19 protein-coding genes are annotated in these 23,732 nt (G+C 62.8%); 13 read left to right on the top strand and 6 right to left on the bottom strand.

Going from position 1 to position 23,732, the window contains the following annotated elements:
• Nucleotide 1 precedes the first annotated feature (1 nt).
• The 5 genes from FJQ89_RS08930 to tssF are packed head-to-tail and all read right to left on the bottom strand — an operon-like array spanning nt 2 to nt 7,536.
• Nucleotides 2-1,855: an esterase/lipase family protein gene (locus tag FJQ89_RS08930; protein WP_141169919.1), complete on the bottom strand. Its 1,854-nt coding sequence runs from the start codon at nt 1,853-1,855 to the stop codon at nt 2-4.
• Nucleotides 1,852-4,446, bottom strand: coding sequence for a type VI secretion system Vgr family protein (locus FJQ89_RS08925; RefSeq protein ID WP_141169918.1), 2,595 nt, complete (start codon nt 4,444-4,446; stop codon nt 1,852-1,854). The genes FJQ89_RS08930 and FJQ89_RS08925 overlap by 4 nt, the downstream gene beginning before the upstream one ends.
• A gap of 12 nt (nt 4,447-4,458) precedes the next feature.
• Complete coding sequence (locus FJQ89_RS08920; RefSeq protein ID WP_141169917.1) at nt 4,459-4,713, bottom strand: PAAR domain-containing protein; 255 nt, start codon at nt 4,711-4,713, stop codon at nt 4,459-4,461.
• Nucleotides 4,714-4,741: 28 nt separating this feature from the next.
• Nucleotides 4,742-5,731, bottom strand: coding sequence for a type VI secretion system baseplate subunit TssG (tssG, locus tag FJQ89_RS08915; protein ID WP_243136560.1), 990 nt, complete (start codon nt 5,729-5,731; stop codon nt 4,742-4,744).
• Nucleotides 5,731-7,536: a type VI secretion system baseplate subunit TssF gene (tssF, locus tag FJQ89_RS08910; protein WP_141169915.1), complete on the bottom strand. Its 1,806-nt coding sequence runs from the start codon at nt 7,534-7,536 to the stop codon at nt 5,731-5,733. Before tssF ends, tssG begins: the two co-directional genes overlap by 1 nt.
• A 114-nt stretch (nt 7,537-7,650) precedes the next feature.
• Here tssF and tssK point away from each other — a divergent pair, with 114 nt between their 5' ends.
• The 12 genes from tssK (at nt 7,651) to FJQ89_RS08850 (ending at nt 22,649) form a co-directional block, all read left to right on the top strand.
• Nucleotides 7,651-9,057, top strand: coding sequence for a type VI secretion system baseplate subunit TssK (gene tssK / locus FJQ89_RS08905; RefSeq protein ID WP_341474483.1), 1,407 nt, complete (start codon nt 7,651-7,653; stop codon nt 9,055-9,057).
• 161 nt (nt 9,058-9,218) lie between these two features.
• Nucleotides 9,219-12,284 carry a sensor histidine kinase gene (locus tag FJQ89_RS08900; RefSeq protein WP_141169914.1) on the top strand — a complete coding sequence of 1,022 codons (3,066 nt, stop codon included), beginning with the start codon at nt 9,219-9,221 and terminating at the stop codon, nt 12,282-12,284.
• The gene (locus FJQ89_RS08895; RefSeq protein WP_141169913.1) at nt 12,281-14,446 is read left to right on the top strand and encodes a sensor histidine kinase; all 2,166 of its coding nucleotides are present in this window, start codon (nt 12,281-12,283) and stop codon (nt 14,444-14,446) included. The genes FJQ89_RS08900 and FJQ89_RS08895 overlap by 4 nt, the downstream gene beginning before the upstream one ends.
• Nucleotides 14,447-14,621: 175 nt before the next feature.
• Nucleotides 14,622-16,826 (top strand): EAL domain-containing response regulator, encoded by a 2,205-nt coding sequence (locus FJQ89_RS08890; RefSeq protein WP_141169912.1) that lies wholly within the window; start codon nt 14,622-14,624, stop codon nt 16,824-16,826.
• A gap of 158 nt (nt 16,827-16,984) precedes the next feature.
• Nucleotides 16,985-17,827: an urease accessory protein UreD gene (locus tag FJQ89_RS08885; protein ID WP_243136485.1), complete on the top strand. Its 843-nt coding sequence runs from the start codon at nt 16,985-16,987 to the stop codon at nt 17,825-17,827.
• Between the two features lie 21 nt (nt 17,828-17,848).
• Complete coding sequence (locus FJQ89_RS08880; protein WP_034751936.1) at nt 17,849-18,151, top strand: urease subunit gamma; 303 nt, start codon at nt 17,849-17,851, stop codon at nt 18,149-18,151.
• Between the two features lie 30 nt (nt 18,152-18,181).
• Nucleotides 18,182-18,511 carry an urease subunit beta gene (locus tag FJQ89_RS08875; RefSeq protein ID WP_071076649.1) on the top strand — a complete coding sequence of 110 codons (330 nt, stop codon included), beginning with the start codon at nt 18,182-18,184 and terminating at the stop codon, nt 18,509-18,511.
• A 1-nt stretch (nt 18,512) separates the two neighbouring features.
• Entirely contained in the window at nt 18,513-20,213 is a 1,701-nt protein-coding gene (gene ureC, locus FJQ89_RS08870) for an urease subunit alpha (protein WP_141169911.1), read from the top strand.
• 13 nt (nt 20,214-20,226) lie between these two features.
• The gene (gene ureE, locus FJQ89_RS08865) at nt 20,227-20,751 is read left to right on the top strand and encodes an urease accessory protein UreE (RefSeq protein ID WP_141169910.1); all 525 of its coding nucleotides are present in this window, start codon (nt 20,227-20,229) and stop codon (nt 20,749-20,751) included.
• Nucleotides 20,751-21,431: an urease accessory protein UreF gene (locus tag FJQ89_RS08860; RefSeq protein WP_141172708.1), complete on the top strand. Its 681-nt coding sequence runs from the start codon at nt 20,751-20,753 to the stop codon at nt 21,429-21,431. The genes ureE and FJQ89_RS08860 overlap by 1 nt, the downstream gene beginning before the upstream one ends.
• 22 nt (nt 21,432-21,453) lie before the next feature.
• Nucleotides 21,454-22,092, top strand: coding sequence for an urease accessory protein UreG (gene ureG, locus FJQ89_RS08855; protein WP_092714505.1), 639 nt, complete (start codon nt 21,454-21,456; stop codon nt 22,090-22,092).
• Nucleotides 22,089-22,649: a HupE/UreJ family protein gene (locus FJQ89_RS08850; RefSeq protein ID WP_243136484.1), complete on the top strand. Its 561-nt coding sequence runs from the start codon at nt 22,089-22,091 to the stop codon at nt 22,647-22,649. The genes ureG and FJQ89_RS08850 overlap by 4 nt, the downstream gene beginning before the upstream one ends.
• Here FJQ89_RS08850 and FJQ89_RS08845 read toward each other — a convergent pair.
• Nucleotides 22,646-23,257: a 1-acyl-sn-glycerol-3-phosphate acyltransferase gene (locus tag FJQ89_RS08845; RefSeq protein ID WP_141169909.1), complete on the bottom strand. Its 612-nt coding sequence runs from the start codon at nt 23,255-23,257 to the stop codon at nt 22,646-22,648. The genes FJQ89_RS08850 and FJQ89_RS08845 overlap by 4 nt on opposite strands.
• A 250-nt stretch (nt 23,258-23,507) precedes the next feature.
• Between FJQ89_RS08845 and FJQ89_RS08840 the strand changes: the two genes are divergently transcribed.
• A complete protein-coding gene (locus tag FJQ89_RS08840; protein ID WP_141169908.1) occupies nt 23,508-23,729 on the top strand; it encodes a hypothetical protein in 222 nt (73 codons plus the stop codon).
• Nucleotides 23,730-23,732: the final 3 nt, after the last annotated feature.

Genomic DNA, 23,732 nt, shown 5'->3' with positions numbered 1-23,732 from the left:
CTTAATCCCATTTTGCCGTCTTGGCAATTTGTACGATGGAATACAGCATGGATGCCATTACATTTGTATCGGCATAGCTGTTCTGGTGGTCATAACCGTTCGCTTCCGCCATGCCATGTATGAACAGTGTGCCTGTGATGTGCCGTGCAGAACGGTCTGACGGTACCGTCCCATCACCGCGTGCACTGGCTGACTGTAGCTTTAATTTTAAGTTTTTCCCTCCGGCCTGGACGAGGAGTTGCCCCTTGCTATCATCTTCAAGTAATTTCCATTTTTCAGGTAGCGGCTCAAATTTATTCCATGGATCGTTAGATCCACTGTGAAGACCGTCAATTAATTTAAATACGACGTCGCCGTAACTTAAAAAATTTCGGGAAGCGCAATAGCTTGCATAAGTGTTTGGGTGGAAAATTTTCTCTATGGACGATAGAAATTTTGAGGCGTATGTTATTCTCTCCATTGTTCTTTCTATACCCCCACCTTTTTCATAAGGGAGGTCTGCGGGGTTTACCCATTTCGGATTGATTAGCCTCCACCACGCATTGGCTGGTTGAAGGTAAATGCTTTCCAGTGCAGTAGCCTTATCGCGAGGCCAGCTCCATAAAACTTTATCCTGTGCATCCACAATTTTCAGCCAATTCTGACCATATGCCGCACCTGGCAACATTTCCAGTGGCGCTGGTGCGTTAGCCAGAATGGCGGTAGCATGCATACCGTCGATGCCCAGAATTTTGGCTTCTATTTCTGCTATAGAACCTTCTCTTTCTTGAAAACCAAAACGCATGCGTTTATATGCCCCTGCGGCTCCAATGGTTGGCATCACGTTGTGATAAATGCCCAGAATTTTCACATCTTTATCATCAAGCATCTTTCCAAAGCTGGGGTGTATCAATGCACGGGCCAGCAAGCCCCCCATGCTATGCGTGACGATGATGACTTCGTTACATTTGAATCCGCGTTTCTGGTAGCCTTTGACCAGGCCGCGTAGTCGCTCTGCAATAGTGACGGCGGATACCCCATTGCTCTTGATAAAGTTGTAACCCATCGCATGCACTGGATACCAGCAAGGAGAAATTTTCTTTAAATCGCTGACGCTAATGGCTTTCCCAGATGACGCGCCAAAATTTTCTGGATCTTGCAAAAGCAGTGCGCCAAGGCCACTTGTTTGACGCCAGACAGGATGTGGCTTACCGTCGGAAATCATATTATTGAGATGCAATTCGGCTGCCCGCAACATTGTTCCGTACGCACCAGCAAATAACACTTCACTCCATCCGCGCCAACGTGCTATTTGTGCTGGGCTTTGGTAGGAGCAGGCTTTACCTTGATTCGGACGTGTTGTTGTCGCGATCCTGTTAGTTCCCATTAAAGGAGGAATGGGTGTAAAACTGTCTGGCACATTTTGATGCCGTGCATCTGCAGCCTTGGTTTCCGCGCCATCTGGGTCAAAACGACTGTTGCTTTCGGTGTAATGGTAGTACTCGACTTCGGTTTCAGTGGGATCAAACACCAACTGACGCTGCCGTGGCGACGCATCTTTGAACCAGCCACCCAAGCCATTGTTTGTGAGGACAGCGGCCTTGCCTCCCGCCCCCATCATATCGTCTGGCCGCCAGGCCCGATTGTCTGGACGGCGCAATTCTTCCTGGCGAACTTTGCTCATCCGTAGATTGCTACCCATCACGCCTGGCAGAAAAATGACAGGAATTACCTTGCCAGGGGGTAGGGTGACGTCATGTCGCGCGGTATCTTTTGTTTCCGTCATCGAAACGGCGAGTTCCGCCCAGCCTCCCACGCCTTGACCAAACTTCGCAGGATGATTGCCGCGGTTATTCAAGTCATCACATTTGCTCATGGCAGTTCTCCCTTATAGCGAATGATGTAACTATCCATGCCGGTGGATTTTTGTAGTTGCGTGGAACCGTCTTCCGCGCTTTTTCCGGCGATGTTGCCGTCATCACGCAGGAGTTCAAAAGCAACGCCAACGGCTGGTGTATCGTCGGCATTCACTAGCAAGACTTCCTGATCAAAACTGCTGTGTGGCCTCTCATTAAATTCCTGCGACACGCTCTTCGGCGCCAGGGTTTCCAGGTTGCCGTTGAAGAGCACGGGGGATGAAGTGAAGAACTGCACCTTGTCGCTGATTTCCAGCATGTGGTTGGCGCCGTGCAGGCGGATGCCTTTCTTGCCCTTGATGTTGACCCAGTCCGCTTCGCTGATCAGCGACAGCACTTTCCGCGCAATGACTTCGACCTCGTCGCTGTGGGCCTGGATGGACACCTTGCCGCTGGCGGCAATCAGCTTCATGCCGGCCTTGTGCACGAACAGGCTGAAGCTCCTGGCGATGCTGGCAAACATGCTGTCGCCGCTGGCGAGTGAAATATGCTTGCTGCTGCTGAGCGCCACATGCTCGCTGGCGGCCAGGTGGATGGACTGGGCCGTGCTCAGTTCGATGCCGGCCGGGCTGGCCAGCACCAGATGTGGTTCGGACAGTTCCGGGAAATCGCCGCCGCTGCCCTTGATGGCGGCGTTTTGCCGTTGGATGGACTCGGCCACGGCGCCTTGCTGTGCGGTACTGTCCTGCGCGCCTGCATCGACGGCCATGCCGGCCAGTCCCTCATGCAGTTGGCGTGCCTGCGCCAGGCGGGACTGTGTTTCGTCGAGCTGTTTGACCGATCCCGTTCCTGTTGATGTTTCTGTGGTGATCAGCATGCCTTTGGCGGCGCGCAGGGCGCCCCAGGCGTTGCTGGCCAATTCAAAGCCCACGCCGCGCGCCTCCTTGCGGCCGGCGTTGTCGTCGATGCGGGTGATGTTGCCCAATGACAGACGGCTATCCTGGTGCTCGCTGCGCAGCTGTGCCTGTATCGCCCCCTTGGTATCGTCGAGCACGAGATGGTTGGCGCTGCGGGCGCCCAGTTCGCGGCTGCGCACGCCGGACAGGGCGCGTTGCTGGGGCAATTGCCATGGCGGCGGATTGGCGCTGTTGTAGACCACGCCGATGACGATAGGGTAGTCGATATTGCCGTCCTGAAATTGCACGACGACTTCCTGACCCACACGGGGCAAGGCGATTTGTCCCATTTGCAGGCCCGCCATCGGCATCATGACCCTTATCCATGGCGAGCTGCGCTCATCGAATTTGCCCAGACGGTCCCAGTGAAATTGCAGGCGGATGCGTCCCAGGGCATCGGTATGGATTTCTTCCCCGGCCGGCCCGACCACCAGTGCCGTCTGCACGCCGGCAACCACGCACGGCGTGCTGTTGTAGCCACGGCCCGGCCGCCAGCGGATGTCCCTGCGCACGCACAGCATATTGTTGACATAGTGGGACGGGGCGTTCGGGCCGACTTGATAATTATTGCTGGCGCTATGCAGCACTGACAGGATCAGGTAGTCGCGTTCGGCGATGCTGTCAGGGCGCTCCTGGCCCGGCTGGTAGCGTTTTTCTTCGGCGCTGAAATGGCCATCGAGCCGGAAGCAAAGGCCGGGCTGTGCGCCACGGTGATTGCCGGCCGCCTCGAAATACTGGCGCAGATGGTCGCTTTCTTCCATGCGGCGTTGTGCCAGAGCTTCCCCATCATCGACATTCTTATAGCCATAGGCGCCCGTATCTTCATACAACTCGTGGGCAAATACGTCGCCCTGGCGGTTCAGGGAGTAACCGCTGGCAAGGCGGGGCTGCGGATTTTTATAGTCGAAACTGGCCAAGGTCAGCTGTCCGGAGCCGATCCGGCGCACTGCTTGCCACTGTTGCAGACCATCGTCTTCCATGGAACCCGACTCGGAGTGGAAACGCATGGCGCCGTCGCCCGATAGCGTGGCGATCATGTCCGCCAGGGTGCTGTTGTCTGCCAGCCACAAGGTATGGCCATCGGCGCGGTGCTCGTACCAGTAATGCCAGCCCAGCGCTTCCCAGCGCCGGTGCAGGTGGTTGTAGTCGGTTTCATTATGCTGGTTGGCGCAGGTGAGCTGTGGATCGTCGCCGTGGATGCTGGTTTGCCAGTCGCGCTGCCCGTAGTGGGCAAAGGTCGTCTCTGTCAGCTGCATCACGCTTTGGCCATGAAAGGAGACGTTGTCCTGGCGCAGCCGGGCAAAGGCCAGCCACGGTTGCAGCACCATGCGGTACCACGCAAAGCCGCCGTCGGCGCGCAGCAGGCAAAACTCGCCCACATAGCCGTTAAAGTGGCGCAGCGTGCCATCGTCGCGCAGCATGGAAATGCTCACCATGCGGCCCATCATGGCCTTGAGCGCGATGTGCGCGTCATCGGACAGCAATTCGGCTTCGAAACGGAAGTCGCGCGATACCTCTTCCCTGGCAGTGAGCGAATTGACCAGCAGGATGGCGCCGGCTGGCCCATCTTCATGGGGGAACTCGATCTTCAGCAGGCGCCGCTCTTGCGCGGCGAGGTCGAAGGCCGATAGCGCCGTCTGGATGCTTGCATGCATGGCCTGCCTCCGTTATAGCGATGTGATCAGGTGGGCGCCGCAGGCGGTGACATCGCCGTCATAGGCGTACGCTTTGCCCATGTGTTTTGCGCCGTCGCCGTCCGGCGTGATGGGGAAGTTGCCCTTGCACTTGGGGCAGAAGGTGGTGTCATCGGCCAGCGCCGCCGTCTTCCCCATCACGGTGGTGCCGGATGATGCGCTGGTGACCTTGCCGCCGTGATCGGTTGCGTCTCCGAGTCGGATGACGCCGCGTCCCGCATGTTTCATGCTTGCCTCGCTTTCCAGAGATGACTGCTCAAGCCAGTTGCAGCAAATAACGTACTTCGGCGCCGCCTGCCTTGCCTTGTGCGGTTTGCAAGAACGTCGTCCAGCCAAGGCGCCGTCTTTCTGAAGGGCTGGCGCTCAGGAGCAGGGGGGTAATGCATGGCGGACTCAATATCAGCCGCACTTCATATTGCAAGTCCGGCACGCCAAACAGCGCCAGCATCTTTGCCAGTGCCGCCGCACCTGTGCTGCGCGGCAGGAAGCGTTGCAGGCTGGCGGGATCGAGCGGGCCGATATGCAGGCAGACGCGCATGTCGTGGCGCCACAGCCGCAGGCCCAGCGTTGCGCCGCGCGCTAGCGTAAAGTTGACGCTGCCTAGCAGGCTGCGCCGGTTTTTTTCCAGATAGTCCCAGCCGCCGACAAATTGTTGCAGGGTGACGGGGACGCCGCAGTATTCGGCCAGCACGCGGCCAACCGCTTGCGCGGAGACGGGGCGGCAGCGCAGCAGACCCGCGTACCAGGCCGCGACGTCCTGTGTCACGGCATCCGGTTCGGCCCTCGACGGCAGCGAAGTGCGCCGCACGCCGCCCAGTGCCAGCAGCAAAGGCAGTTGTACATCCCTGGCCTGGGTCTGCAGCGTCGATTCCAGCCGATACTTTTCCCACGCCTGGTAATACAGCGCGACCATGCGGTGCGAAAAAATATCGAGAAAGGCCGAGACGCCGGCATCCTTGCTCGACAAGCGGTTGGCGGCGATGCGTTCCGAGTGATGCAAGGGCAAGGTGCCGCCGACGCCCAGAAAACGCATGAACGTCGGTATCATGGCCAGTTGTTCATGCTCGTCGAGCGAGAGCTGTTCGATTTCACTGGCGGGAAAACTCAAGGACAAGCTGTTTTTGAAGCGCAATACCTGGCCGAAAGCTTGCACATGGGACACGTTTTGCTGACGTAGCCAGCACAGCAGAATACGCACCGCCTGGATGAACTGGTAGCGGTATGGCTCGGCCAGCAAGTGGTGCATCACACCAGATTCTGCAGTCCGCTTCTTGGTTTGCATCGGATCAGCTCCTCTCCGCTTTGCAGTGACAGCACCACCAGTTCGATGAAACTGTTGATTTGCACATACAGCCCAAGGAAGTGATCGATCACTTGCACAAACAAGTGCATGCCGCTGCCGACGAACGCTTCCTCGTCCAGCGTGATGCGCACCTCCACGCCATGTGCCAGCGAGGTGCCCCGCTTGTGCCGCAGCCATGTCGTGGCCGGCGAATGCGCCAGCGCGGCGATGCCGCCGATCTGGCGTTGCGAGCTTGCCGATTGGGACTGGTCGTACAGCGTCAGCATTTCGCGCAGCGCCGGCAGGCCCTCCTGGACCAGCGCGTGATGATTCAGCGCCAGGTGCGAAATCAGGCGCCAGTGCAGGCCCGCGCCCGGCGAAAAGCGGCGCGGCTGGCTGGGGCGCCGCAGCATGTGCAGCGCGGGTCCGCCGCCGCACGGTTGCAAGTCTCCTTGCGGCTGGCCGTATTTGAGCGCAAGGGGAAGATCGCGGTTGCTGCACGTCAGCGACAGCGACAAGCTGGCCTTTTCATGGATCAAGGGATTGAAGTCGCTATCGACCAGCGTGATTTTCTTTTCGTGGCCAGGGCTTTTGATGGCCAAAGCCGTATCGTGACGCATGACCCAGTAATGGCCCTGTTGCGCCGTACCTTCGCCATGGCGCAGGCTGTACAGGGGGCGAAATTCTGTCAGCGTGCTTTCGCCTCCCCGTTGTCGCAACAAACGCACCGCATCGACGGAGACCACTTCATAGCCATGCGCATGGGTAGCATGGGCCAGCACGGAATAGTCGGTTTTCTGCCGGGTGACGGAAATCGGCACGCCTTGCTGGCGAAAAAGATTGACCGCCGGACTGCAGCCGAGCCTCAAGTTGTCGCTGGAAATGCTGGACAACATGCGCGCCGTAGCGGAATCGGGGCGCAAACCGGCCATGCACAGATGCAGGGTAAAGCGCTGGCAAGCAGGCGGCAGGGCCGCACTCAGCGCCGCGATATCGATATCAAAAAAATTGAATTTTTCCGGATACGCAAAATACTCGCTCAGCACGCGGTAGGCCGGCTGCGAACGGGCACCAAAAGGTATCAAGGCATCCGTGTCGGCGAAGCCGACGGGCGTCACAGGCACGGCGGGCAAGGCCGTCCATTGCGCCGCGTCGATCGACACAAAAGCGCAGACTGCATGCATGAACAAGGCATCGCGCAATGCGGCGGAAAAAGACGCTTCGCCATCGATGAAAACGCGCAGCGATGCGGGCGCCGCGTCGAGATGCCGGATGCCTATGTTCAGCGAGGAAGTCGCCGATGCTGGCAGGCGTACGCCTGGCGGTGCCTTGATCATGGCATCGAAAGCCGCGCTTTCCAGTACCGATGCTCCTGTCGTCATGTCGTAAACCGTCTTGAAGCGGCAGCGCACGCCGCGCACGGGCGCTGCATCCATTTCACTGCCGGCCGGCAGGTGCGATACGCCCGCGCCAGCCACCGGGGCGCACTGGCGCACGATGCTGCACGATGGAAAGGGACGCAGATAATGCGGGAACAGGGCTTCGAACATGGCTTCGGTAAATTGCGGATAGTCGTCATCGAGCCGTTTTGAGAGGCGTGCCGCCAGCATGGCCACCGATTCGATCAAATGTTCCACGTGCGGGTCTTCGCACGACTCGCCGGACATGTGCAATTTGCCGGCGATTCTCGGATAGCGCTCGGCAAACTCACGGCAATGTCGCCGCAGCATCACCAACTCGCGCTCGAAATACGGCAGCAAATCCTCCATCTCTCTTTTCCTGTGTCTTTGCGGCGGAATGGCCAGTATCCGAGCGTTTTCTCAAAGGCAAATTGCGTTTGCGCAAATAATTGAACAGGGTGCTGCGCAACATCAAGGACTTCCATGCTGGCAACATCAGACTGGCTAGGCAGCAAGATTCCAACGGTCACCATGGAGAACGCAATGACACTGCCATCCAAATTACTTTGGTCCGAAGGCCTGGCCATCGGGCCCCAGCACTTCCAGCAACTGGACCGCTACCATGAAGCGCGCCTGCAACGACTGGCCTCGTTGATTAATCCCCATTTATGGGGCGTGCATGGCGTCAGCTGGAATGCGGATGCACTGGCCAACAATAGCCTGCGGGCGGAGGCCATGTCGCTGGTCTTTCAGGATGGCGAGCTGTTTGAGGCGCCGCTTGGCGATGTATTGCCCAGTGCCGTTGACCTGTCCAAGCTGCCTTCCAGCGAACATAGCTTTACTTTTTATGCCGCGCTACCCGCGCTGCAGGCACATGGCGGCAATGTGAGCTCTGCAGGCGCGCGCTATGTTCAGGCCGATATCGAAACCCCGGATCTGTACAGCGAGGCAGTCAGCATCGAGGTGGTTTATTTGAAGAAGCGCGTGTACCTGCTGTCGCAACTGGAGCCCCTGAATGATTACCTTGCCATCCCGGTGATTCGTCTGCACCGTGCCGGCAACGGCGGCTTCGAAGTCGATACTTCCTTCATTCCACCTGGCCTGACCATCAGCGCCGAGTCTTCGCTGCAGAAAATGCTCGAGTCGCTGATCGACCGCATGGGCGCGAAAATTGAAGCGCTGTACAGCTGCCACCGCCAGCCCGGTAACCATGCGGTGGAATTTCATGGCGGCGATGTTTCCTCGTTCTGGATGCTCAAAACATTGAGCACGGCCAGCGCCACACTCAGTCATTGCGCCAGTTACCGGCGCCACCATCCCGTGTATTTATTTGAAAAATTGATGGCATTGGCCGGTGGCTTGATGACGTTTTCGAAAAAATACACACTGAGCGATTTGCCGGCTTATTCTCACGATGACGCGGCGCCCGGTTTCGGCAAGCTCGATGGCATCATTCGCGACCTGATCGATACGGTACTCCTGTCGCGCTACTTCCCGATTGCGCTGTCCAACGACGCGCAACAAAACACCCACTATCACGGCTTGCTCGATGCCAAGCGGATTGACCGTCAGACCGAACTCTGTCTTGCGGTGAACGCCGATATGCCGGCGCTGGAACTGGTCGCCACGGTGCCGTTGCAGTTCAAGATTTCATCTCCGGACAATATCGACCTGTTACTGGGCCGGGCACTTCCTGGTGCCGAGTTGCGTCATATGGCCCAGGTTCCTGCCGAAGTGCCGGTGCGGCCCAATACGTACTACTTTTCGATCGATAACAAGGGCAGTATTTATGACAGCATGATCAAGGCCCAGGCGATTGCGATTTATGTGCCGTCCGGCATAAAAGGGCTGAAGCTGGAATTGTTCGGTATCAGCGGCACCGCGGCGTAACGATGTTTGGTGTGGCGAGCGGGTGGATTGTCAAAAGATTGCCCTAAGGAATAGACTTGCCCCTGCAGTTGACGTTATCATGTTTTTGTAAGTGTCGGTGGCTGATCGGCCAGCGCATGGGTGAAACATGGTGACAGGCGGAGTGAGCATGGGCATGGCGAATGATGCGTGATGTGCCGGGCGGTGGGCAGGGCAGGGCAGCGGTGCGCCGCTGCTGCCGCGCATTGCTGCTGGCGTTCTGGGTCGCCGCGCCCTGCGCCGCCTTGCCGGCAGCAGCACCCACCGTCGCGCCGCCGCACCAGGGCCAGCGCGTGCTGTTCCTTAACGCTTACGACTATGGCCGCGCCGGCGTGGAATCGTACACGCGCACCTATGTGGCCGCCATGGCCGCCGCAGGCCTGGCCAGCGAAGACATCATGGTCGAGCACCTCAACCTGAATACCCAGGCAGACCCGGCGCTGCGCAATGAGATGCGCGATTTGTTGCTTTTAAGATACACCGAGATGATGGGGCGCAAGGCGGACCTGATCATCGCCATGCAGCAGCCAGCGCTCGATTTTTTGCTGTCGGACCTGGCGCCGCTGGCGCGCGAGGTGCCCGTGCTGGCGATTAACACCTCGGGCATGGCCTTGCCGACCGGCAGCCCGGCTGCCATCTGGCAGCAAAAGGCGAATGTCGATTTTCCCGGTACCCTGGCGCAAGCCATGTCGCTGTTCCCTGACACCAAGACCATCGTCATGGCCGTCGGCACCAGCGAGGCCGACCAGGTCTTGAAGCGCAACATGCAGCAGGCGGCGCTGGCGTGGCAGGGCAAGGTGGCCATGCGCTACCTCGATAACCTGACCCTGGACCAGATGCGCTCTTCGGTGGCACACTTGCCAGCTGATAGCGTGCTGGTGGCGGGCAATGTCAACCGCGACGTGGACGGCGCCATCGCCACGCCCGTGCAGTTTTCCGTGCAGCTGGCGCGGCTGGCGAATGTGCCCACCTTTGGCATGTACAACGCGACGGTCGGCAAGGGCATCCTGGGCGGCTCCATCCTGCACATCGAACAGGCCGCGCAGCAGGTGGCGCAGATGTCGCTGGCGGTGCTGGATGGCAAGGCGCCCGCCGCGCCGGGAGCCTTGCTGCCGCCGGCCCGCCCAATACCCATGTATGACTGGGAACAGCTGCAGCGCTGGGATGCCGACATCAGCCGGCTGCCGCCGCACACGCTGTTCCTCAACCGGCCGCCGGAACTGTGGCACGAGCACCGCCTTGCCGTGCTGCTGGTGGGCGGCGTCTTTATCGTGATGGCCGGCTTGCTGAGCGCCTTGCTGCTGCAGCGGCGGCGCCTGCGGCGCGCCGAGAGCGATGCGCGCGAGAGCGAGCAGCGCTTCCGCATCCTGGTCGAGCATGCGCCGGAAGCCATCCTGGTGTACGACCTGGACGTGGACCGCTTCGTCGACGCCAACAGCAGCGCGCAGCGCATGCTGGGCCTGTCGCGCGCGGCACTGCTGGCACGCGGGCCGTTCGACCTGTATACCGGCAAGCAGCCCGATGGCTTGCCGCTGGGCCTGATGATGGAAGAGCATCTGCGCCGTGCCATGCTGGGCGAGCCTGTCCTGGTGGAACGCAATGTGCGGCGTGCCGACGGCAGCGTTTTTCCCTGCGAGGTGCGGCTGGTCAAATTGCCCATGGAAGGGCGGCGCCTGGTGCGCAGCGGCATCGTCGACATTTCCGAGCGCAAGCACAGCGAGCAGGAATTGCTCGGCTACCGCGACCACCTGGAAGAACTGGTGCAGCAGCGCACGGCGGCCCTGTCGGTGGCCGTCACCGAGGCCGAATCGGCAAATCGCGCGAAAAGCGTTTTCCTGGCCAACATGAGCCACGAATTGCGCACGCCCTTGAATTCCGTGATCGGTTTTTCGCAGATGATGGCCGATTCGAGCAGCATGTTCGAGGAAGAAAAGCATAACCTGGCCATCATCAACCGCGCCGGCCATCATTTGCTGACCTTGATCAACGACATCCTCGAATTGTCGAAAATCGAAGCGGGCCGCATGCAGCTGCAAACGGGACCCGTGGACTTGAATGGCTTGCTCGACGAGGTGCTCGAGATGGTGCGCATGCGTTCGAGCGACCAGGGCATCGCGCTGCAGCTCGAACGTTCCGGCGTGCCGCTGCTGGTGCGCCTCGATGGCGCCAAGCTGCGCCAGGTGCTGCTCAATTTGCTGTCGAACGCGCTCAAGTTCATCGAGCAGGGCAGCGTGACCTTGTCGCTGGCCTGCCAGACGGCAGAAGGTGGGCAGATGGCGCTGGCCTTTGCCGTGCGCGATACGGGCAGCGGCATCGCGCAAGCGGATCTGGAGCGCATCTTTGAACCGTTCGTGCAGGCCGACAGCGCCGTGGCGCAGGCCGGCACGGGACTGGGGCTGACCATTTCGCGCGAATTCGTGCGCCTGATGGGCGGCGAGCTGCGCGTCGACTCCACCTTGGGGTCCGGCTCCGTATTCCATTTCGATCTGCGCGCGCCGGTGCTGCGGCAGCCGGCCATCGCGACGCTGGCGCCGGGCCGCGTGGCGCGCCTGCCGCCGGCCCAGCGTGGGCGCATGGTGCTGCTGGTCGACGATGACGACAACTGCCGCAAGCTGCTGGCCGGCTTGCTGGCGCCGCTGGGTTTCCAGCTGCAGGAAGCGGCGGGCGGCACGCAGGCGCAAGCCATGCTGGCGGCGCAGCGCTACGACATGGTGCTGAGCGACTGGCGCATGCCGGACATGGATGGCCTGGCGCTGACGCGCTGGCTGCGCGCGCAGCCGGCGCTGGTGCAGCCGCGCCTGGTGATCATGACCGCCTCCGCCTTCGAAGAAGAAAAGCAGGAGGCGCTGGCGGCCGGCGCCGACGGTTTCCTGCGCAAGCCGATCGAGCAGGAACACCTGTTCGCCATGCTGGAGCAGCAACTGGGCGTGCGCTTCCAGCGCACCACCGCCGCGCCGTCGCGCGTGCCGGCGCCAGCCTTTGATTTGCGGCAGGCGCTGGGCCAGCTGGGCGCGGCCGAACGGCAGGCGCTGCTCGAATCCGTGCAAGCCCTCGATTTGCGGCGCAGCGCCATCGTGCTGGCCGGCGTGGCGACCGGCCTGCCGCAGCTGTCCGCGCACATCGCCGCCATGCTGGAACAGCACCAGTACCAGGCGCTGTGCGCCTTGCTGACGCAGCTGGCCAGCGAACCGCAGGGCGAAGACGCATGACTTTTCACGCACCCAAAGGCGCCCGTCTGGGCGGCGTGTCCATCGTGCTGGCTGTCAGCGTGGCGCTGACCTTTGTCGTCACCGTGCTGCTGCTGGTGTTTGCCGTGCTGTTTTACCAGTCCGAACGCGAGCAGCGCTGGCAGCACCTGCATCGCAGCCTGGCAGTCAGCGCGGACCAGCTGGCCGTGGCCATCGAACTGCCCTTGTGGAACCTGGATGAAAAGCAGATGCAGGCCATCATGCGCAGCATGCTGGGCAAGCGCGACCTGGTGGCCAGCTCCCTCACGCCGGGCATCGGCAAGGAGGCGCTGATCCTGCGCCGCACTGCGGACGGCGCCATCGACAGCCTCGCCGCGCTGTCCGCCGAACCCGGCTGGCTGGTGCAGCGGCGCCCCGTGACGGTGGGCGGACAAGTCATCGGCAGCGTTGCCGTGTATGCCACGCCGGCCCTGCTGGACGCGGAGCTGCGGCAGCGCGCGCTGGGCATCGGTGCGATGATCGTGGCCCTCGACGTGATCCTTGTGGCCTGCATCTGGCTGCTCCTGTGGTGTTTGATGCTCAAGCCCCTGAAGGTGATCGGCCAGTACGCGGCAGGCGTCAAGGCGGGGCAGGGCGAAGCCTTCGGCACGCCGCCGAAAGCGTGGTTCCTGGGCGAGCTGCGCACCCTGTACCGCTCCATCCGCGACATGGTGGCGCTGCTCGACAGCCGCTACCGCGCCCTGCAGCGCAGCGAAGAGCGCGTGCAGATGGCCACCGGCGCGGCGAGTATCGGCATCTGGGACTGGAACGTCAGCAGCGACGCTTTGCAATGGGATGAACAGATGTACGCGCAGTTCAAGGCCGATGCGGCCAGCAGCATGTCGCCGGCGGTCATCTGGCGCGCGGCGCTGATGCCGGACGACGTGCCGGCGGCCAAGCAGGCCCTGCGCGCCGCGCTGGGCGCCGGCCAGGCGTTTACGCACGAGTACCGCATCCTGTGGCCCGATGGCGCCATCCGCTACATCAAGGCCGACGCCGTGATCTTTCGCGACGGGCGGGGCCAGCCCATGCGCATGGTGGGCTCCAACTACGATATCACGGCGCACCGCGAGGCCGAACTCGAACTGCTGCGCCACCGCCACCACCTGGAAGAACTGGTGGCCGAGCGCACGAGCGCCCTGTCGGTAGCCGTCAGCCAGGCGCAGGCGGCGAACCGTGCCAAGAGCACCTTCCTGGCGAACATGAGCCATGAGCTGCGCACGCCCTTGAATTCCGTGATCGGCTTTTCGCGCCTGATGGCCGCCTCGCCCAACATGCAGGACGATGAAAAGCGCAACCTGGCCATCATCCACCGCTCCGGCAATCATTTGCTCACCCTGATCAATGAAATCCTCGAACTCTCCAAGGGCGAGGCGGGGCGCTTGCAGGCGCAGGCGACCGTGGTGGCGCTGGCGCCTCTGTTGCAGGAAGTGATGGACATGCTGGGCATGCGCGCCGAGCAGCAGGGGCTGTCCCTGCGCCTCGATTGCGCGGACCTGCCGGCGGCGGTGCTGCTCGATGCGACGCGCTTGCGCCAGGTGCTGTTGAACCTGATGTCGAATGCCGTCAAGTTCGCCGGCAGCGGCGAGGTCACCTTGCGCGTGCGCGGCGAGCTGCTGGATGACGCCACGTGGCGCCTGTCGTTCGCCGTCAGCGACACGGGCATCGGCATCGCCCTGGAAGACCAGCAGCGCATCTTCGAACCCTTCGTGCAGGCCGACAGCGCGGGACCGAAGGATGGCACGGGCCTGGGCCTGGCCATCTCGCGCGAGTTGGTGCAGTTGATGAGAGGCGAACTGACGCTGGAATCCATGCCGGGGCAGGGTGCCACCTTCCGTTTCAGCATACCCGCGCAGGCGGCGCAGGCGCCAGAGCAGGCATCCGTGCCGGTGGCCATCCCGGCGCAGGCGGCATGGCCACCGGCACTACAGGCGCAAGACTTGCTGCTGCTGGCCGGGGAAGAGCGCGCCGCCTTGCTGGTGGCGCTGCGCGAATTGAACCTGGCCAGGGTGGCGCAGCTGCTGGCGGCCCTGCCGGCGTCGGCGGCGCCGTTGCTGGCGCCGCTGCAGGCCATGCTCGAGCAGCACCAGTACCGTCAGCTGTGCGTCCTGCTGGAGAGCGAGGGCGTGCTGGTGCGCGCTTGAATAGTGTGGACTGACAACATCGGATTCGATGAAAAAACGGACTAAGTGCCGTGGATGGATGGTGCCAAATTGCAATAAAGATTATGATGATAGTACGTAGTTCATCGCAAAGAAACGTCTTGTCCAGCGTGGCAATCGAGCGCCGCGCCTCATCCAAAGCTGAGAGAACTGCTACATGCACCGCGATTTTTCCGAAGTGAATGCTAAGGGCGAAGTACTGATCGTTGAAGATACACCGGCTTCGCTGAAGTTGTTGAGCGACCTGCTGGGCGGCGCCGGCTATGCGGTGCGCCAGGCGCCGAACGGTGAACTTGCCCTGTGGACGGCCCAGGCGCGCCCGCCGGAGCTGATCCTGCTCGACGTGCGCATGCCGGGCCTCGACGGCTTTGAAGTCTGCCGCCGCCTGAAGGAGATACCGTCCCTGCGCCAAGTGCCGGTGATCTTCCTGTCGGCCCAGTATGATACGGACGACAAGGTGCGCGGCTTTGCGCTGGGCGCCGTCGATTTCATCGCCAAGCCCTTCCAGGCCGAGGAAATTCTCGCCCGTACCGACGCGCACGTGCGCCTGGCGCGGGCGCAGCTGCAGCTGGCGCAGGAGCGCGCCAACCTGGAGCGGCGCGTGGCCGAACGCACGGCGGAACTGGAACAGGTGGCCAGCACCCTGGCGCGCGAAGTGCAGATCCGCCGCGCCAACGAAGAATTGCTGCGCCTGTCCGGCCAGGTCTTCGAAGCCACCCAGGACGCCATCCTGATCACCGATCCGGCCGGCACCATCGTCACGGCCAATCCCGCCTTTACACGTATCACCGGCTACGCGGCGCAGGAAGTGGTGGGCACCGACATCATGCGCCTGCATGCCGGACACACGGGCGAAGCGGTGCTGCAGGCCCTGCGCCAGGGCTTGCGCAGCAGCGGCTGCTGGTCGGGCGAGGTGCAGACGCGGCGCAAGAGCGGCGACACCTATCCCTGTCTGCTCAGCGCGTCCACCGTGTACGGGCCCGATGGCGCCGTCGTCAATTATGTGGGCGTCTTCCTCGATATCAGCGAGCGCAAGGCCGAGCAGCATCTGATCGATTTCCTTTCCTACCACGACGCGCTGACGGGTTTGCCGAACCGCGTGCTGCTGCGCGAGCGTTTCGAACAGGCGCGCGCCAATGCCCTGCGCGACAGCCAGCAAGTGGTGCTGATGTGCCTGGACCTGGACCGTTTCAAGAACATCAACGATTCGCACGGCCAGGCCGTGGGCGACAAGGCGCTGCAAGTGGTGGCGCGTTTCCTCTCCGGCTGCGTGCGCGAGGGCGACACCGTGGTGCGCCAGGGCGGCGACGAATTCCAGATCCTGCTGCAGGACGATGCCCTGTTGGGCCGCACGCTGGCGCTGGCGCAAACCATCCTGGCCGGCTTGCGCGAAGAGCTCAATGTCGGTGGCGAGCGCCTGGCGCTGACCACCAGCATCGGCATCGCCATGTGCCCGGCCGACGGCGACAGCCTCGACGACGTGCTGCGCCACGCCGACACGGCCCTGGTGCGCGCCAAGGAAATGGGGCGCGACCATTACGCCTTCTTCACGGAGCGCATGGGCAGCGATATCCGCGCCCGCCTGGCCATGCAGCAGCAGCTGCGCGGGGCCATCTGCCGCGATGAATTCGAAGTGCACTACCAGCCGCAGATGTGCTTGCGCACGGGCGCCTTGCTGGGCGCGGAAGCCCTGCTGCGCTGGGAGAACCCGGTGCTGGGCAAGGTGTCGCCCGGCCTGTTCATCGCGCTGGCCGAGGAATACGGCTTGATCACGGCCATCGGAGAATGGGTGCTGGAAAGCGTCTGCGCCCAGATCAGCGCCTGGCACGACGCAGGCCTGGGCAGCATCAAGGTGGCCGTCAACCTGTCCGGTAAACAGTTCGCGCAGGATCGCACGGTGCCTTTCGTCGAGGCGGTATTGCGTAAATACGGCATCGCACCCGCCTGCCTGGGTATCGAGATCACGGAAAGCACGGTGATGGGCGACCCGGACAAGGCGGTGGCGGCCCTGACGCGCCTGAAGGATATCGGCGTGGGCATTTCCCTCGACGACTTCGGCACCGGCTATTCCAGCCTGGGCTACCTGAAGCGTTTTCCCATCGACGTGCTGAAGATCGACAAATCCTTCGTCGACGACGTCACCACCAGCAGCAGTGACGCGGCCATCGCCCGTTCCGTCATCTCGCTGGCACACAACCTGGACATGCGCGTCATCGCCGAAGGCGTGGAAACGCGCGAACAGGTGGACTTCCTGACGGAACACGGCTGCGACGAAATGCAGGGTTATTATTTCAGCCGGCCCCTGGCTGCCGCACCATTCACGGCCTTGCTGCGCGAACGGCGCGCCCTGGACGTGGCCTGAGCATACACGCCGGTGCGGCCGATGCACCATGCCGGTGCATTCGCAGCAGCGCGGTGCAGGATGCTCACTTTTCCTTCCCCTGACGCTGGCACATATCCTGCTTAGGTAATCGCTTATTTACGCGATTGCCCCGCATGCCAGACAGTACCCATCCAGCCATGCCTTCACAGCCCAGCGCGCACGGCGCCTGGCAGGCGCATTTGCGCCTCGGTTTTGTGCTGCACGATGGCGTCAGCCGCCTGGTCGAGCGCACGCACCGCGGCCCCTTGCGCGTGCAAAAGCCCTTGTACCCGGAAGGCGATGCCGTCTGCCACGCCATCATCATCCATCCGCCCGGTGGCGTGGTGGGCGGTGACCAGCTGGCCGTCGACGCCACGGTGGGCGCAGGCGCGCATGCCTTGCTCACGTCACCGGGCGCCGCCAAGTGGTACCGCGCGAATGGCCACGTTTCGGGTCAGCACATCGTGCTGCGCGCGGGCAGCGGCGCCGCCATCGAGTGGCTGCCGCAGGAAAGCATTTTCTTCGACCAGGCGTGCGTGCGCCTGCGCCACGAGGTGGAACTGGCGGTCGACGCCAGCTACATCGGCTGCGACATCGTCTGCCTGGGCCGCAGCGCCTCGGGCGAAAGTTTTACCACAGGCAGCATCAGCCAGCAGGTGCAAATCCGCCGTGGCGGCAAGCTGCTGTGGTGGGAGCAGGGCGTGCTGGCGGGAGGCGGCGCGCTGATGGCCAGTCCCCTGGGGCTGGCCGGCCACACGGTATGCGCCACCCTGATCGCCGTCGGCACACCCGTTTCTTCATCAGTGCTGGCGGCCGTGCGCGAGATTGTCGTGCCGGCCGGCGCCGTGTTTGGCGCCACGCACATGAAAGCGCTGGTGGTGGTGCGGCTGCTGTGCGGCGACAGCGAGGCGGCGCGCCGGATCATGCTGGCCGCCTGGCTTCTGCTGCGCCCCGCCATGCTGGGGCGCGACGCCATCGTGCCCCGCATCTGGAACACTTGAACAGGAAAGACAAGGAAAAACATGGACCTGACTCCCCGCGAAAAAGACAAGCTGCTCATTTTTACGGCCGCGCTGCTGGCCGAACGGCGCCTGGCGCGCGGCTTGAAATTGAATTATCCGGAAGCGGTGGCCCTGATCAGCGCGGCCATCATGGAAGGCGCGCGCGATGGCAAGTCGGTGGCGCAGCTGATGTCGGACGGTACCAAGATACTCTCGCGCGCCGACGTCATGGACGGCATCGCCGAGATGATCCCCGATATCCAGGTGGAAGCGACCTTCCCCGATGGCAGCAAGCTGGTGACCGTACACCATCCGATACCGTAAGCACACAAACGACATTTACAGGAGGCGGTCATGACCCCAGGTGAATACAAATTGGAAGAAGGCGAAATCAGCCTCAATGCTGGCCGCGCCACGGCCACCGTGGTGGTGGCCAACCGGGGCGACCGACCGATCCAGGTGGGCTCGCACTTTCACTTTTTTGAAGTCAATCCGGCGCTGGCTTTCGAGCGCTGGCGCGCCTACGGCATGCGCCTCAATATCACGGCCGGCACGGCCGTGCGCTTCGAACCTGGCCAGCAGCGCACGGTGGAACTGGTGGCGCTGGCGGGCGAACGCAAGGTCTACGGCTTCAATGGCGCAGTGATGGGCGACCTGCAAGACACTCCACCGGGAAAGGATTGAGATGGCCAGCATTCCCCGCAGCGCGTATGCCGAAATGTTCGGCCCCACCAAGGGCGACCGCATCCGCCTGGCCGACACGGAATTGTTCATCGAGATCGAGCATGACTATGCGATCTACGGCGAAGAGGTGAAATTCGGCGGCGGCAAGGTGATCCGCGACGGCATGGGTCAGTCGCAGCGCTGCGCGGCCGAGGTGATGGATACCGTCATCACGAATGCCGTCATCCTCGACCACTGGGGCATCGTGAAAGCCGACATCGGCCTGAAAAATGGCCTGATCTTCGGTATCGGCAAGGCGGGCAACCCGGACATCCAGCCTGGCGTGACCTTGCCCATCGGCGGCGCCACCGAGATCATCGCCGGCGAAGGCCTGATCGTCACGGCCGGCGGCGTCGACACGCACATCCACTTCATCTGCCCGCAGCAGATCGAGGAAGCGCTGATGAGCGGCGTGACCACCATGCTGGGCGGCGGCACGGGACCGGCCGTGGGCACGGCCGCCACCACCTGCACGCCGGGGCCATGGCATTTGCACGCCATGCTGGCGGCCGCCGACGCCTTCCCGATGAACCTGGGCTTCATGGGAAAAGGTAATGTCAGCCTGCCGCTGCCGCTGGAAGAGCAGGTGCGCGCGGGCGCCATCGGCCTCAAACTGCACGAGGACTGGGGCAGCACGCCGGCCGCCATCGACAACTGCCTGTCCGTGGCCGACCGCATGGACGTGCAGGTGGCGCTGCACAGTGACACCCTCAACGAAGGGGGCTTTCTCGAGCACACCCTGGCCGCCTTCAAGGACCGCACCATCCACACCTTCCACACGGAAGGGGCGGGTGGCGGCCATGCACCCGACATTATCGCCGCCGTGGGGCAGTCGAACGTGCTGCCCTCGTCGACCAATCCCACGCGCCCGTTTACCGTCAACACGCTCGACGAGCACCTGGACATGCTGATGGTGTGCCACCACCTGGACCCGGCGATTGCCGAAGACGTGGCGTTTGCCGAGTCGCGCATCCGCCGCGAAACCATCGCCGCCGAAGATATTTTGCACGACATCGGCGCCATCTCGATGATGTCGTCCGACTCGCAAGCCATGGGCCGCGTGGGCGAAGTGATCATGCGCACCTGGCAGACGGCGCACAAGATGAAGGTGCAGCGGGGGCCGCTGGCGCCCGACACGGCGCGCAGCGACAACTTCCGCGCCAAGCGCTACATCGCCAAGTACACGATCAACCCGGCCATCACGCATGGGATTTCCCACGTGGTCGGTTCCATCGAGGCGGGCAAGATCGCCGACATCGTGCTGTGGAAGCCGGCCTTTTTTGGCGTCAAGCCGTCGATGATTTTAAAGGGCGGCATGATTGCCGCCGCGCAGATGGGCGACCCGAACGCCTCGATTCCCACGCCGCAGCCCGTGCATTACCGCATGATGTTCGGCGCCTTCGGCGGCGGCCTGAAAAAGTCGTTCACGTTTGTGTCGCAGGCGGCCTACGACCTCGATATCGGCCATCAGTTGAAGCTGAACAAATCCGTCATCGCCGTGAAAAACATGCGCGGCTTGCGCAAGCACGACATGATCCATAACAGCGCCACGCCGCACATGGAAGTGGACCCGGAAACCTATGCCGTGCGCGCCGACGGCCAGTTGCTGGTGTGCGAGGCGGCGGCCGTGCTGCCGATGGCGCAGCGCTATTTTCTATTTTAAGCGGGAGACAAGCATGCTCACATTGCATACCAAGCTGGGAGCGGACGACGACCGCATCCCGTTCGCCCAACTGGTGCTGCCTTACGACCAGCGCGAAAAATGCCGGCTGCGCGCCGTGCTGTCGAATGGCGACGAGGTGGCCGTGTTCACCGTGCGCGGTACGGTGCTGCGCGACGGCGAGCGCATGACGGGACCGGAAGGCCAGGTGGTGCGGATCGTCGCCGCGCGCGAGCCGACCTACCTGGTGCATTGCGCGGACGCGCACACCCTGCTGCGCTGCGCTTTCCACCTGGGGAATCGCCACACGCAGGCGCAGGTGGGCGACGGTTTTCTGCGCATCCGCAAAGACCCCGTTTTAAAAGAGATGCTGCAAGGCTTGCAGGCGAGCGTGACGGAGGAAAGCGCGCCGTTCGAACCGGAGGCGGGCGCGTATGGCGGCGGCCATGGCCACCACGACGGCCAGGGCCAGCACTTGCTGGCGCCCGTGCCGCTGCGGCAGAAGATACACCGTCCCGGCGATGTGCCAGGCGCCGCATGATGCAGGCCTCGGCCCTGCTGCATCTGCTGCAGTTCGCCAGCCCGGCCTTGCCGATCGGCGCCTACAGCTATTCGCAGGGGCTGGAAGCGGCGCTCGAATCCGGCCTGGTAGCGGATGCGGCCACGGCGCGCGCGTGGATCGCCGAGCATCTGGCGCACGTGGTGGCGCGCTGGGAAGCGCCGCTGTGCTGGCGCTTGATGCAGGCCTTTGAAGAACAGGATTTGTGCGCCGTGCAGCGCTGGAGCGAGCGCTTCATCGCCTCGCGCGACACGGCGGAATTTCGCGCTGAAACCATCCAGATGGGGTACTCCTTGACCAAATTGCTGGCCGAGCTGGGCGTGGCCGACGGCGTGCTGATCGACATGCTGCAGGGGCAGCCGGAAGTGGCGCTGCCCACGGCGTATGCCTGCGCCGTGGCGGCGCTGGCGATTCCGCGCGAAGAGGCGCTGCTGGCCATGCTGTTCGCCTGGGCGGAAAACCAGGTGCTCGTCTGCGTGAAATCCGTGCCGCTGGGGCAGGTGGCGGGCCAGCGTTTGCTGCTGTCGCTGCGGCCGGAGCTGGAAGCGGCGGCGCTGACGGCGCAAACCTTGCAAGACGACGAGATGGGCAACTGGGCACCCGGCCTGTCGCTGCTGTCGATGCGGCACGAAGTGCAGTACAGCCGCCTGTATCGTTCCTGAACTATTCAATGAGAGAGCAAACATGACATCGATTACCTCCAATCCCCTGCGCGTAGGCATCGGCGGCCCGGTCGGATCGGGCAAGACGGCCCTGTGCGAAATGCTGTGCAAGGGCATGCGCGAGCGCTACGACATGGCCGTCATCACGAATGACATCTATACCAAGGAAGACATGGAAATCCTGCTGCGCGCCGATGCCTTGCCGGCCGAGCGCCTGATGGGCGTGGAGACGGGCGGCTGCCCGCACACGGCCATTCGCGAGGATGCATCGATCAACCTGGAAGCGATCGCGCGCATGCAGGCAGACTTTCCCAACCTGGACTTGATCCTGGTCGAATCGGGCGGCGATAACCTGGCCGCCACCTTCAGTCCGGAACTGTCGGACCTGACGATCTACGTGATCGACGTGGCAGGCGGCGAAAAAATCCCGCGCAAGGGCGGGCCCGGCATCACGCGCTCCGATTTGCTCATTATCAACAAGACGGACCTGGCGCCGTATGTGGGCGCCAACCTCGACGTGATGGCGCAGGATGCCAAGCGCATGCGCGGCGAGCGCCCCTTCGTGTTTACCAACTTGCGCAGCGGCGACGGCGTGCAGGTGGTCATCGATTTTATCCGCGAGCAGGGTTTGCTCGATCAACCAGGCAAGGAGCTGCAATGAGCGCAAGACTGATGACAAAAACGGCCGCCGTGGCGGCGCTGTGCCTGCTGGCCTTGCCAGCGATGGCCCACCCCGGCCATGGCGACAGCGTGGGTTTTCTGGCCGGTTTCGCCCATCCGTTCACGGGCATCGACCACTTGCTGGCCATGCTGGGCGTGGGCCTCTGGGGCGGGCAGCAGCGCCGCAGCCTGGCCCAGCCCGCCACTTTTCTCGGCATGATGCTGCTCGGCGCGCTGGCCGGCATGGCGGGCTTGACGGTGCCCGGTCTGGAAACGGGCATCGCCGCCACGGTGGCCCTGGTGGGGCTGGCCATCGCGCTGGCGCTGGCGCTGCCGAACTGGCTCGGCATGCTGCTCGTGGGGGTGTTTGCGCTGGCACATGGCAACGCGCATGGCCAGGAATTGCCGGCTGCCTCGGCCGCGTGCGGCTTCCTGCTGGCTTCGGCCATGCTGCTGTGTGCGGGACGTTTCGCCGGCCAGGTGCTGGCCGGGCGCGTGCTGCGCGTGGCCGGCGTGGCCTTGACGGCCGCCGGCGTGGTGCTGATGGGAGTGAATTAAGGGGCGGGGCGCTTGTCGGATAGGACGATGGGCGCCGCCTTTTCCGGGTGCAAGCCCTGATGGCCCGCATACACGGCGGCGATGGCGGCCATGTCGGCCTCCTTGTCGCCCGTCAAGTAGATATGGTCGACGACGCCCAGCACCTTGTTCGGGTAGTCGATATACACCAGCAACAGCGGCACTTTGGCAGCCAGGGCCAGGTGATAAAAGCCGCTTTTCCAGTTCGGGCGGTAGCTGCGTGTCGCTTCCGGCGTGATGGCCAACCAGTACCAGTCGGCGGCCAGCATGCGCTCGGCCTGACGTTGAATCGTGCCGCTGGTGGTGCTGCGGTCGACGGGTTCGCCGCCCAGGTAGCGCAGCACCTTGCCCATCGGGCCGCGGAACAGGGAATCCTTGGCCAGCCAGCGGAACGGCAGCGACAGCGCCCATTTGCCGAACAGGCCCACCATGAAATCCCAGTTCGACGTGTGCGGGTAGACGACGACGATGCCGCGCGGCCCCGGCAGGGGGCGGAAGCGCATGCGCCAGCCAAACAGCCGCAGCACGCGCAACGCGCAGCGCTGGTGCCAGGTCGGCAAGTCGCCCGCTTGTACAAATAAATCGTCCATTGATACCCTTCAGTGACACTGTTCTTGATCGGATGGCGCTGCTGGCCATTTTCCTTGAAGCAAAAATTCTGCGCAGGCATTCTATACGGGGCTGGCGGTGGCGACAAGCAGCCGAGGCCGCTATTCATGCGGTATCGGGCCGGCTGTTGCTGCTATTTTAACGATGCTTTGCCACTGTGGCGGGCACTAAATGCACACAATGTGGTCAAAACTTGATGCAGCATTGATCCATCCGACAGGGAGCCATGGCATGAAAAACAGTATCGAGGATGTACGTGGGGAGCATGTCCGAACGGACACGGTGATGGCCGAGCTCGTCGAGCGGGGCGTGGCGTTTCATCACGCCCTGGGCCGGACGGTGGCGACAGCCTATTTGCGTGAGCACGCTGTGCCGGCCGAGGTGATACGCCGCGTCTTCAGCAGCGTGCAGGCGCGCCGTCCGGCGCGGCCGGCACGGCGCCGATGGCGTTGAAGG

The sequence above is a fragment of the Janthinobacterium tructae genome, assembly GCF_006517255.1.
Taxonomy (GTDB): Bacteria; Pseudomonadota; Gammaproteobacteria; order Burkholderiales; family Burkholderiaceae_D; genus Janthinobacterium; species Janthinobacterium tructae.
The sequence above is the reverse complement of the archived record's forward strand: the minus strand, read 5'-3'. Positions and strand labels throughout refer to the sequence as shown.

Bases quoted from the DNA above. Each gene is read 5' to 3' on its own strand.
- ureE (WP_141169910.1), top strand. From the start codon at position 20,227: ATGCTCACATTGCATACCAAGCTGGGAGCGGACGACGACCGCATCCCG.
- FJQ89_RS08920 (WP_141169917.1), bottom strand. From the start codon at position 4,713: ATGAAACATGCGGGACGCGGCGTCATCCGACTCGGAGACGCAACCGAT.
- FJQ89_RS08930 (WP_141169919.1), bottom strand. From the start codon at position 1,855: ATGAGCAAATGTGATGACTTGAATAACCGCGGCAATCATCCTGCGAAG.
- FJQ89_RS08875 (WP_071076649.1), top strand. From the start codon at position 18,182: ATGACCCCAGGTGAATACAAATTGGAAGAAGGCGAAATCAGCCTCAAT.
- FJQ89_RS08860 (WP_141172708.1), top strand. From the start codon at position 20,751: ATGCAGGCCTCGGCCCTGCTGCATCTGCTGCAGTTCGCCAGCCCGGCC.
- FJQ89_RS08890 (WP_141169912.1), top strand. From the start codon at position 14,622: ATGCACCGCGATTTTTCCGAAGTGAATGCTAAGGGCGAAGTACTGATC.
- FJQ89_RS08895 (WP_141169913.1), top strand. From the start codon at position 12,281: ATGACTTTTCACGCACCCAAAGGCGCCCGTCTGGGCGGCGTGTCCATC.
- FJQ89_RS08840 (WP_141169908.1), top strand. From the start codon at position 23,508: ATGAAAAACAGTATCGAGGATGTACGTGGGGAGCATGTCCGAACGGAC.
- FJQ89_RS08885 (WP_243136485.1), top strand. From the start codon at position 16,985: ATGCCTTCACAGCCCAGCGCGCACGGCGCCTGGCAGGCGCATTTGCGC.
- FJQ89_RS08925 (WP_141169918.1), bottom strand. From the start codon at position 4,446: ATGCATGCAAGCATCCAGACGGCGCTATCGGCCTTCGACCTCGCCGCG.
- FJQ89_RS08850 (WP_243136484.1), top strand. From the start codon at position 22,089: ATGAGCGCAAGACTGATGACAAAAACGGCCGCCGTGGCGGCGCTGTGC.
- tssK (WP_341474483.1), top strand. From the start codon at position 7,651: ATGCTGGCAACATCAGACTGGCTAGGCAGCAAGATTCCAACGGTCACC.
- FJQ89_RS08880 (WP_034751936.1), top strand. From the start codon at position 17,849: ATGGACCTGACTCCCCGCGAAAAAGACAAGCTGCTCATTTTTACGGCC.
- tssG (WP_243136560.1), bottom strand. From the start codon at position 5,731: ATGCACCACTTGCTGGCCGAGCCATACCGCTACCAGTTCATCCAGGCG.
- FJQ89_RS08900 (WP_141169914.1), top strand. From the start codon at position 9,219: ATGATGCGTGATGTGCCGGGCGGTGGGCAGGGCAGGGCAGCGGTGCGC.
- ureG (WP_092714505.1), top strand. From the start codon at position 21,454: ATGACATCGATTACCTCCAATCCCCTGCGCGTAGGCATCGGCGGCCCG.
- FJQ89_RS08845 (WP_141169909.1), bottom strand. From the start codon at position 23,257: ATGGACGATTTATTTGTACAAGCGGGCGACTTGCCGACCTGGCACCAG.
- tssF (WP_141169915.1), bottom strand. From the start codon at position 7,536: ATGGAGGATTTGCTGCCGTATTTCGAGCGCGAGTTGGTGATGCTGCGG.
- ureC (WP_141169911.1), top strand. From the start codon at position 18,513: ATGGCCAGCATTCCCCGCAGCGCGTATGCCGAAATGTTCGGCCCCACC.